At 66.3% G+C, this 10466-nt stretch carries 7 protein-coding genes; all 7 read right to left on the reverse strand.

Going from position 1 to position 10466, the window contains the following annotated elements; translation table 11 throughout:
* Positions 1 to 22: 22 nt before the first annotated feature.
* Entirely contained in the window at positions 23 to 1981 is a 1959-nt protein-coding gene (locus ACW4DH_RS16015; RefSeq protein WP_459637407.1) for a TRAP transporter permease, read from the reverse strand.
* A gap of 362 nt (positions 1982 to 2343) precedes the next feature.
* The gene (locus ACW4DH_RS16020; RefSeq protein ID WP_459637408.1) at positions 2344 to 3558 is read right to left on the reverse strand and encodes a benzoate/H(+) symporter BenE family transporter; all 1215 of its coding nucleotides are present in this window, start codon (positions 3556 to 3558) and stop codon (positions 2344 to 2346) included.
* A gap of 113 nt (positions 3559 to 3671) precedes the next feature.
* Complete coding sequence (locus tag ACW4DH_RS16025) at positions 3672 to 4475, reverse strand: enoyl-CoA hydratase/isomerase family protein (RefSeq protein ID WP_459637409.1); 804 nt, start codon at positions 4473 to 4475, stop codon at positions 3672 to 3674.
* 23 nt (positions 4476 to 4498) lie between these two features.
* Positions 4499 to 6031, reverse strand: a complete 1533-nt coding sequence (locus ACW4DH_RS16030) for an AMP-binding protein (RefSeq protein ID WP_459637410.1) — start codon at positions 6029 to 6031, stop codon at positions 4499 to 4501.
* The gene (locus ACW4DH_RS16035) at positions 6024 to 6548 is read right to left on the reverse strand and encodes a (2Fe-2S)-binding protein (protein WP_459637411.1); all 525 of its coding nucleotides are present in this window, start codon (positions 6546 to 6548) and stop codon (positions 6024 to 6026) included. The genes ACW4DH_RS16030 and ACW4DH_RS16035 overlap by 8 nt, the downstream gene beginning before the upstream one ends.
* The gene (locus ACW4DH_RS16040) at positions 6532 to 7359 is read right to left on the reverse strand and encodes an FAD binding domain-containing protein (RefSeq protein WP_459637412.1); all 828 of its coding nucleotides are present in this window, start codon (positions 7357 to 7359) and stop codon (positions 6532 to 6534) included. The genes ACW4DH_RS16035 and ACW4DH_RS16040 overlap by 17 nt, the downstream gene beginning before the upstream one ends.
* A complete protein-coding gene (locus ACW4DH_RS16045; RefSeq protein WP_459637413.1) occupies positions 7356 to 10331 on the reverse strand; it encodes a xanthine dehydrogenase family protein molybdopterin-binding subunit in 2976 nt (991 codons plus the stop codon). The genes ACW4DH_RS16040 and ACW4DH_RS16045 overlap by 4 nt, the downstream gene beginning before the upstream one ends.
* Positions 10332 to 10466 lie beyond the last annotated feature (135 nt).

Genomic DNA, 10466 nt, shown 5'->3' on the forward strand with positions numbered 1-10466 from the left:
GAATTATGCAGGGCCGGTGGCGCTAGGCCCTGGTCCTTCCCAGCACGCATTCGCTCTGGGTGTTGCGCGCCTTGCGGCTCTGCCAGACCCAGACCCCGCAGAGCACCACCAGCCCTGCCAGCGAGGCCTTGAGCACGGGCGCGATCAGCAATGCAGCCGCAATCAGCAGCAGTGCCGATTCGAGCAGCGAGTTGCGTGCGCGAAGATAGCCCGCAACGCACCCGGCCAGGGCGTAGCAGCCGATCACCGCGGTGGCTACCGCCGGAACGATGGCCTGCCAGTCGCCTTGCAGCAGCAGCGCCGGGCTGAAGACGAAGGCGAAGGCCACCAGGAAACCGGCCAGGCTGTAGCGGAACGCTACCCAGCCGGTCCGCCAGACGTTGGCCTTGGCGATGCCGCCAGCGACGAAGGCGGCCAACGCCACAGGCGGCGTAACCATCGACAGGGCGGCGAAATAGAGCACGAAGAAATGCGAGGACAGCGCCGGAATACCGAGCTTGTCGAGTGCCGGAATGGCCAGGATGGCGCCCATGATGTAAGCCGCGGTGGTCGGCATGCCCATGCCCATCACGATGACCATGAACATCACCAGCAGCAACGCCGGGATCAGCATGCCGCCGGACAGCGCAGTGACGAAGCTGCCGAAGGTCAGGCCGAGGTTGGTCATCGAGGCGATGCCGACCACGATGCCGGCACCGGCGCAAGGGATGGCCACGGCGATTGCGCCGCGCGCGCCGGAATCCAGCGCCTGAAACGAGTCGTCAACGACCGAGCCGGCAGCCTTCAATATCCCACGAGCGCCGTGCCGGGAGAAACCCTCCCAGGCGCGCGTGGCCAGGCCGAGAAACAGCGTCAGCCAGATTGCCTGGAGCGTCGCCGAACTCAGCGCGCGGCCGGCCATGATCTGGTAGACCAGCAGGAACACCGGAATCAGCAGATACAGCCGCTTGAGCACGCTGTTCCAGTTCGTGCCCAGCTCGTCTCGCTTGAGGCCGGCCAGGCCCTTGCGCCGGGCCAGCAGGTCGACGACGAAATACAGCGCGACGTAGAACAGCAGTGCCGGAATCAACGCGGCAATCGCCACCTCGGCGTAGGGGATGCCCATGAACTGGGCGATCAGAAAGGCTGCTGCGCCCATGACCGGCGGCATCAGCTGACCGCCGGTGGAGGAGGTTGCCTCGACGGCCGCAGCCTGCTCGGCGCTCATGCCTGACTTCTTCATCGCCGGAATGGTGAACATGCCCATGACCGCAGCGTTTGCCGTTGCGCTACCGCTCACCGAGCCGAACAGCGTCGAGGAGACGATCGAGACCTTGGCCATGCCGCCACGGAATCGGCCGACCAGCAGCACGGAGAGGTCCATGAACAGTTGGCCGCCGCCGAACAGCTGGAGAAAGGCGCCGAATAACAGGAAGTAGAAGACCTGACCGTAGGAAACGATACTGGGAATGCCGAATACGCCTTCGTTCTGCAGCACCTGCACGTCGAGGAAGGTTTCCAGGAACAACCGGCTCGGTTCGCCGTCGTGACCGATGATGCTCAGCATCGGTATGTCACGCAGCTGCGGGCCAATGAATTGATAGATCAGGAAAGCCAGGATGACCACGGTCAAGCCCATCCCGAGGGCGCGGCGTACCGCTTCGATCACCAGCAAGAGGGTGGCGACGCCCACTACCAGATCGATCGTGCGCAGCGGGTCGACCATGGCGATGCGCATCGTCAGTGCTTCCGCGTTGAGCAGGTAGAATAGGGCAATGGCGACGGCCACGGCGGCCAGCAGATAGTCCGAGGCGCGCGCCACGCTGAAGTGGCCGAGGTCCTGCTTGCGCAGCGGATGGGTGATGAACGTCAGCACGAGGCCGAACATGATGTGGATCGGCACCGCGACGATCAGGTCCAGTGGCGTGCCGTAGACCATGTAGATCTGGAACGCCGACCAGCCGAGCGCAACGACGGAGGCGGGGTTGAGGAATCTTTTCATGGGGTCTGTCCTGGCGTATGACGGTCCGAGGCTGGAGTATGGTCACCGCGCGGCAGGCGCATGCCGAACGCGGTGGCCGTCAACCTTCGGTGTGCCGGGATCGCCGCATCATGGGCGTGCGGGCAGGCGGGGCTTGGACCCGGCGGGGCGAGGATGGCGAGACGGGCCGGCGACCCGGGAGTCTGGCAGAGGAGCATGGCGGTTCACCGTTGTTTTGTTCTTATCTTTTGTCTGCTCGACCGACGCGGGACATCGGTGGCAGTTTCATCTTGCCGTCTGCCGGATGGCCTGGCCATTAACGATTTTTGATACAGGCCATCAGGCACAGCTCTAGCGCGTTGCGGACATACTACCGGCGCCGTTCAGTGGCGGGTTTCTCCGAGTAGCCCCGACACCGCGACGCCGAACAGTAGCGCCCAGAACGGCGAGCTGATTCCCAGCAGCGAGAACTGGCTCATGGCGACCGCCAGGGCCACGAAGGCGCCGATCTGGCAGGCGCCGCCCTTCTGGAAGGCCTGCTGCAAGGCACCGAGCAGCACGCCAATCATGGCCAGCCCGGCAATCACCACGATCAGCGCCTTGGGGAGGGCCAGGATGAATGGCACCGCGAGCCCGGCGAACAATCCGAACAGGCCGAACAGCACGCCGGTGACGATCGCCGCGCCGTAACGCAGGCGTGGATCCTCGCCGGCCTGCTCGGAGGAGCAGATGGCGGTCATCGGTCCGGCGATATTGGCGTTGTGCCCGCCGAGCAGGCCGGCCAACATGCCGCCGATGCCGCTGATCACGGTCATCGCATTGACCGGCGGGCGGTATCCTTCGGCCATCAGCACACCGGTGGCCTGGGCGTTCTCCGCACCGATCACCAGTGCGGTGAGCGGAATGGTGATGGCCAGGAATGCGTCGAGCGAGAAGGTCGGCGCGGTGAAGGCCGGCATCACCCAGGCGATATTCACATCGGCCGGTTGCAGCTGCCCGAGAGCGAACGCCAGCACCAACCCGACCACCCCGGCGACCAATACCGGCGGCACCGCACGGGTGACGCGTGTGATGAGGAAGAAGCTCAGTGCGGCGACGCCGGCGATCAGCGGCGCGCTGACGATGGCGTCGATCGCGCCGGTGGCGAAACGGATCAGCGCTCCGGCGATCATCGCCATCACGATGGGCATCGGCAGCCAGCGCATCAGCCGGCCGATCAATCCGGTGATGCCCAGCACGAAGACCAGCAGGCCGCTCAAGATGAAAGCCCCCACCGCGTCGCTGAACGGAATGACGGTGAGCGACGCGGCAAGAATCGCCGCGCCGGGGATGGTGTAGGCACCGCAGATCGGCTGTCGGTAGCGCAGCGCCAGGAACAGGCTGATCAGCCCGCCAAGAACGTAGATCGCGAACAGCCAGGCGACCGTCTGGGCATTGCTCAGATGTCCGGCTTCGGCGGCGTTGATGACTACCAGGGCCGGCCCGGTGCAGCCGAACAGTGCGGCCACCACGCCGGCGCTGATGGATCGGGAGTTGAGGGCCCTGCGCAGCGAGGGTTCGTCGGCGGCAGGAGGAATACCGACTGCTGGATGAGACAAGTTCTGGGACATGGCAGTGCCTTCGCTTGTTGTTGTTTACGTCTGGCCGTTTGCCGACTGCCGGCCCGAGCGGGCCGGCAGTCGTGCAGGTCGGCGATTATTCGCCGTGGAACTCATTCCCCACGGAAGTTTGCCGGCCGCTTGCCGTGGAATGCCTCGACGCCTTCCTTGAAGTCGGCCGAGCTGCGCAGTCGGCTGTAACAGTGGCCTTCCATCTCGATGGCAACCTTCAGCGGCGCATCCTCGTTGTCGTTGATCAGCTTCTTCGCCGTGCGCTGGGCCAGCGGCGAGAAGCGGCGCAGTTCGTCGACCAGAGCGTCGACGGTGCTTTCCAGCTCGGCATCCGGTACACATTCGGTAATGAAGCCCCAGTCATGGGCCTGCTGGCCGGTGACCCGCTTGGCGCGCATGACCATATGCTTGGTGCGGGCGATGCCGATCATCTTCTGCAGGCGCGCCGAGCCGCCGGAACCCGGAATCTGTCCCAGGTTCTGTTCGGGCAGTGCGTAGCGCGTGGTCTCGGAGGCGATGCGGAAGTCGCAGGCCAGCGACAGCTCGAAGCCGACGCCGAAGGTGTAGCCGCGGTTGGCGGCGATCACCGGCTTGGTGCAACGCTCGGGCGCCGCGACGTTCCAGGCCAGTTTGGAGACGTGCTCCGGCGAGGCCTCGAGGAAGCCCTTGATGTCGCCGCCGCTGGAGAAGTGCTCGCCCTGGGCGCGGAGCACGATGACGCGGACGCCGGAATGCGCGTCGAGCGCTTCGAACACTTGGCGCAGCGCTTCACGCTGGCTCATGGCGATGACATTGTATGGCGGACGGTCGAGAATGATGTCGGCGCGCTCTCGGGTGGTGTCGACCTCGACGGTGAAGCCGTCGAACTCGTTGGCGAGAAGCTGCTCGGGCGTGGTGGTATCCATGGTCTTTCCTCTTGTCGAAAGGGTCAGTTGGCGGCCTTGAGTTCGCCGTACTGGGTCACCAGTACACGGCGCAAGATCTTGCCGACAGGGGATTTGGGAATCTGCTCGATGAATTCGTAGCGGCGCGGCCGTTTGAAGCGGGCCAGGCCGGAGCTGACACAATGGGCGTCGAGTTCTTCTTCGCTGACCGGGTAACGCAACTTGATGAAGGCGGCGACCAGCTTGCCCCACTGTTCGTCGGGCAGACCGATGACCGCGACTTCTTCGACTGCAGGGTGCAGCGACAGGGCGTTCTCGATCTCCGCCGGGCTGACGTTCTCGCCGCCGGTAATGATCAGGTCGTCGACCCGGCCGGTGACGAACAGATCACCCTCCTCATCGAAGTAGCCGGTATCGCCGGTGAAGTACCAGCCATCGTGCAGCGATTTGGCGTCGGCGTCGGGGCGCTTCCAGTAGCCCTCGAAAGCTTCGTCGCTGGCCAGGTCGGCAATGATCTGGCCCTCCTCGTTGGGCTTGACGATCTGCGATGACGAATAGGCGTCGAGACTGACCACGCGGATCCGCTGATTCAGCGCGCAGCGTCCGGACGAGCCGGGCTTGCGACTGGCGTTCTGGTCGATGGTGAAAGTGTATATCTCCGAGCTGCCGTAGTGGTTGACGAACAGCTCGGGTCGGAAGGCCGCCTCGACCCGGCGCATCAGGCCATCGCTCATCGGCGCGCCGGCGAAACCGATCTTGCGCACGCTGGCGACCCGTTCGGGGCTGAATGCCGGATGCTCGATGAGCATGTGGTAAAGGGTCGGGACCAGATAGAGGTTACTGATTTTCTCGCGCTCGATGGCATCGAGGGTGGCCTCGACGTCGAACTTCGGCACGCAGACGAAGTGGCCGTCGATCAACGCCATCGACAGCAGCGAGCGCACGCCCATGGTGTGGTACAGCGGCATCACGCCGAGGGTGCATTCGTCGTGGCCGTAGAGGTTCTGTGCCACGTGGGCGACTGCCGCCGCGCGCTCGACGCGGTGTCGGCGCGGCACGCCTTTCGGCCGGCTGGTGGTGCCGGAGGTATAGAGCATCAACGACCAGTCCTCGGCGCCGGCGCGCAGAAGGGTTTGCGCCGGCGCCTCGGCGCACAGCTGCTCGAAGCTCAGCGCACCATCGGCGGCGGCGGATTCGCCGACGCCGATGCAGGGAATCCGCAATGCGCCGCAGGCCTGCACCGCTTCGGCGGCCGAGTCGTCGTGGATCAGCGCGCGGGCGTCCGCATCCGCCAGGCACCACGCAAGGTCCTCTGAAGTGCATCGCCAGTTCAGCGGGGTCATGACGATGCCGCCGAACTGGCAGGCCCAGTGCAGGGTCGCCATCTGCCAGCGATTCTGCATCACCGCGATCAGATGGTCGCCCTTGCGCAGGCCGAGACGTTCGAGCCCGTGCGTAGCGCGCTGGATATCGTCGAACCAGGCCTCGTAGGTCCTCTTCAGTTCGCCATCACTGATCGCCACCGCCTCCGGGCGGCGTTCCACCGCAGCGAGAAAGCTGCGTCCCAAATCAAACATGAGTGTTCTCCAAGGCTTGTTGTTGTTGTGGGGTTTGACGTTGCCGCGCCACTTCGAGCACCGCCTGGACGATGCCGGTGTAGCCGGTGCAACGGCACAGGTGGCCGGACAGCATGTCACGCACCTGGCCCTCGTCCGGCTCGGGCACGCGTTCGAGGAATTCCACGCAGGACATCAGGATGCCGCTGGTGCAGAAGCCGCATTGCAGCGCGTGATGGCGGCTGAAAGCCTGCTGCAGGTCGTTCATCGTGTCATCGCAGGCCAGCGACTCGACGGTGTCGATGCGTCGTTCGTGGGCCTGTACCGCCAGCATCAGGCAGGAGCGTGAGGCGACACCGTCGACCAGTACCGTGCAGGCGCCGCAGACCCCATGCTCGCAGCCGACATGCACGCCGGTGACACCGAGCTCGTGACGCAGGAAGTCGCACAGCTGCATGCGCGGTTCGGCATGCCCCTGGCGGGTACGTCCGTTGAGCTGTAGACGGATGGGAAAGCGTTGATCAGCGGGTACGTGCATGGGCCTGTTCCTCGATGAGTTGCCGGCCGAGCTCGCGCACCAGATGACGCCGGTACGCCGCGCTGGCGTGTACGTCGTCCTGCGCGCCGAGTGACCAGGCGAAAGCGTTGAGTGCGTTGGCCAGCCCGTCGTCGTGTGGCAGGCGGCGCAGTACTGGACGGTCGGAGACGCCGCCGATGCCGAGTTCGACGCCCTCCTCGCGAATGCAGGCGGCCAGCGCCACCAGGGCGAAGTCGCCATGACGCATGGCCACTTCGCGAAAGCGGTAGCGCACGGTCGGATCGGCCAGCGGGAAGTGCACCTCGCTGACCAGCTCGTCCGGGCGCCGCGCAGTGGTCAGCACGCCTTGGAAGAACTCCGCGGCCGGCACCTCGCGGCGCTTGCCCTTGAGCGATTCGAGCACGACGTGGCCGCCGAGGGTCACCAGGCACAGCGGGATCTCGGCGCTGGGGTCGGCGTGCGCCACCGAGCCGCACACGGTGCCGCGGTTGCGTGTCTGGAAATGTCCGATCCAGGGCAGCGCGCGGGCCAGCAGCGGCACCTCGTCGGCGAGGCCGGCGCGGTCCATCAGCTCGACCTGACGCACGGCGGCACCGACCACCAGCCGGTCACGCTTGGCCGCGAGGCCACGCAGGTCCTCGGCGTGGTTGATGTCGATGAGCACTCGCGGCTGCGTCAGGCGCATGTTGAGCACCGCCATCAGCGACTGACCGCCGGCGATGATCCGCGCCTGCTCGCCGTGCTCGGCGAGGATTTCCAGCGCCTCGCGCTTGCTGGCGACGCGGACGTAATCGAATGCGGCCGGTTTCATTGTGCGCCTCCCTTGCCGAACAGGCCGAGCAGGCGCTGCCACCGCCCGGTGCGTACCGGCGCGCCGCTCAAGCGCTGCGCCAGGCGAGTGAAGATCTGCCCGATGATCACCTTCGAGGCACTCTGCAGCATGCGCCCGCCGACCGCGGCGATCTTGCCGCTGACCGCGGCGTCGTAGACGTACTCGAGGCGGGTGTGACCATTGTCCAGCTCGACGAAGCGTACGCGGGCGCTGCCGGTGGCCGAGCCCATCGGACTGTTGCCGGAGCCGGACAGCTTCAGTGAATGTGGCGGGTCGAGGTCGGTCAGACCGACCTGGGCGGCGAAGCGCGCACGGATCATGCCGACGCCCACGGTGACGTCGGCGCGATAGTGGTTCTCGCTTTCCAGTTCCAGCGCGTGGCATCCGGGGATGATCGCCTTCAGCGTTTGCGGATCGAGCAGGGCGTCGTACACCTGCTGCGGCGAGGCGGGGATTTCCACCGAATCCTCGGCCTGCAGGCTGGAGCCGCCGGCCACCCTTGGTGCGTCGAGCACCATGCCCTCGGGCGCCGGCGGCTCGTCGATGCCGATCATGGTGCGCACCCGCGAAGGCGTCAGCGGCAGGCGGATATCCGAGCGGCCGAGCGCATCGGCCACGGCGTTGGCGATGCACACCGGAGTGCTCATGTTGTTGCCTTCGCCGACGCCCTTGGCGCCCAGCGGGGTGAACGGGGAGGGCGTTTCCATGTGCAGGATCACCGGCTCAACCGCTTCCGGCGCGGTCGGCACCAGGTAATCGGCGAAGGTGCCGGACAGGAAGCTGCCATCGTTGGCGTAGGCGAACTCTTCCATCAGCGCCACGCCCAGCCCCTGGGTGAAGCCGCCGCGGATCTGTCCGTCGACCAGCATCGGATTGAGGATGCGCCCGGCGTCGTGGCAGGTGACGTAGCGGTCGATGTGCACCTCGCCGGTGACCCGGTCGATCTCCACGGCGCAAATATCGAAGATGAAGCCGTAGCACAGCGAGCTGTTGATGCAGTCCTCTTCGCTCGGTGCGGTCAGCTGCGGCGGGCTCCAGAAGGCGGTCTCACGCAACCCGCCGGCTTCGCCTTCGGGCAGCAGGCCAGGCGACCAGTGGGTCGTGCCTGCAATGCGGTGGAATGGCTGGCTCGGTCCGTCCTCGACGAACACCTTGCCGCTGGCGAAGCGTACGTCGGCGGCCGGCACGTTCCACATGGCTGCGGCGATATCGGCCATGCGCTCGCGAATACGCATCGCGGCGTTGTAGACGGACCCGGCGACGGCGCCGGCGAATCGGCTGGAATAGTTGCCCGAGGCGATCGACCAGGCGTCCTTGCCGGTATCCAGCTCGACGTTGACGCTGATGCTCTCCAGCGCCACGCCGAGTACCTCGGCGACGACCTGCGAGACCGCGGTCTGGTGGCCCTGGCCCTGGGGCGTCGAGGCGATGAGCACGCTGACGCCGCCCAGCGGGTCGACGCTCACCGTGGCCGTGCTCACCGCGCCGTTCTTCGGCCCGGCCCTGCGCCGCTCTTCGGGCGTCATCGCGGTGGTGATGTAGCCCATGTTGGAGATCGACGGCTCGACTGCCGCGGTGTAGCCGATGCCGTAGATTCGGCCCTCGGCGCGTGCCTGCTCGCGGCGGCGCAGCAACTCGTCGAGCCCGCCGTCGCGCACCGCCAGATCGACCGTCGCCGGATAATCGCCCGAATCGAGCAGGGCGCCGGCGGCAGCGCGATAGGGAAAGGCGCCGGTCGGCACCAGGTTGCGGCGGATCACCTCGAGCGGGTCGAGCCCCAGCTCCACCGCGACCTGATGCATCAGCCGCTCCAGCGAAAAATATACCTGGCCGCCGCCGAAGCCGCGGTTCAGCCCGCTCGGTACCTTGTTGGTCAGCACCACGCGGTTGCGCACCAGCAGGTTACGGATTGCGTAGGCGCCGGTCAGGTTGCCGTGCATGCGGTAGAAAGTGGCCGGCTCCGGGGCGCGCAGGTAGCCGCCGCAGTCGTCGATCTGGTCGTACTTCAGTGCCAGCACGCGGCCGTCGGCCGCCACCGCCGCCTCGATCTCGCAGACCCGGTTGGTGGCGCTGGAACTGGCCTGCAGGTGCTCGAGGCGGTCCTCGACCCATTTCACCGGCGCACCGACCTTTCGCGCCGCCAGGCCCATCAGCACGACGTAGGGGAATACGCCCTGCTTGATGCCGAAGCTGCCGCCCGAATCCGGCGGGGTGCGCAGGCGCAGGCGGTTGCCGGGCACGTTCAGCGCGCGGGACATGACCGAGTGCAGCGCGTACGGCCCCTGGAAGTTGGAGAGCACATCATAGGTGCCGGTCGCCGGCTGGTACTGGCCAAGCACCACGTAACATTCGATCGGCGTGCAGGAATTGCGCGGGTAGTGGACCTTGATCGACACTCGCCGCGCGGCCTCGGCGAAGGCCTGCTCGGGCTCGCCATAGCGGAAATTCCGCTCGTTGACCACGTTGCTGCCGACCGCCTCGTGCAGTACGGGGGCATCCTCGGCGGTGGCGGATTCCGGGTCGACAATCGCCGGCAGCGGCGCGTATTCGACCTGCACGGCATCCAGCGCGTCCTCGGCCAGATAGCGGTCGTCGGCGATTACCACACACACCGGTTCACCGACGTAACGAACCTTGTCCACCGCCAGGCACCAGTGCTCCATCGGCGCGCGCACGCCGACCGGGAACGGGTTGGCCCAGCGCTTGACGTCCTCGCCGGTCAGCACGCCGTGCACGCCGGGCAGGGCCAGCGCGGCGGAGGCGTCGACGGAAACGACGCGGGCATGGGCATGGGGCGAGCGGACGATGGCGGCGTGCAGCGTGCCGGGCGGCGTGGCGACGTCATCGGCGTAGCGGCCGAGCCCGCGCAGCAGGGCGGCGTCCTCGACGCGGCACTGGCGGCGTCCGATGTGGCCGGCAGCGGTCTCGGCAGTGCTCTGATACATATTCATGGGCGGCTCTTTTTCTTGTCGTGAGCGAATGCCATCGATTGTCGGCATTCGCCCGGCGAGCCGCCTTGCCAGGAACTATGCGTTTATGCGTTCGAGTTCGAAAATTTGTCTTTGAGTCTGATCAAGCACCCTGCT

Source organism: Halomonas sp. WWR20 (assembly GCF_054602495.1).

Coding starts and splice junctions, on each gene's coding strand:
- ACW4DH_RS16035 (WP_459637411.1), bottom strand. CDS start 6,548: ATGCACGTACCCGCTGATCAACGCTTTCCCATCCGTCTACAGCTCAAC.
- ACW4DH_RS16045 (WP_459637413.1), bottom strand. CDS start 10,331: ATGAATATGTATCAGAGCACTGCCGAGACCGCTGCCGGCCACATCGGA.
- ACW4DH_RS16025 (WP_459637409.1), bottom strand. CDS start 4,475: ATGGATACCACCACGCCCGAGCAGCTTCTCGCCAACGAGTTCGACGGC.
- ACW4DH_RS16015 (WP_459637407.1), bottom strand. CDS start 1,981: ATGAAAAGATTCCTCAACCCCGCCTCCGTCGTTGCGCTCGGCTGGTCG.
- ACW4DH_RS16030 (WP_459637410.1), bottom strand. CDS start 6,031: ATGTTTGATTTGGGACGCAGCTTTCTCGCTGCGGTGGAACGCCGCCCG.
- ACW4DH_RS16040 (WP_459637412.1), bottom strand. CDS start 7,359: ATGAAACCGGCCGCATTCGATTACGTCCGCGTCGCCAGCAAGCGCGAG.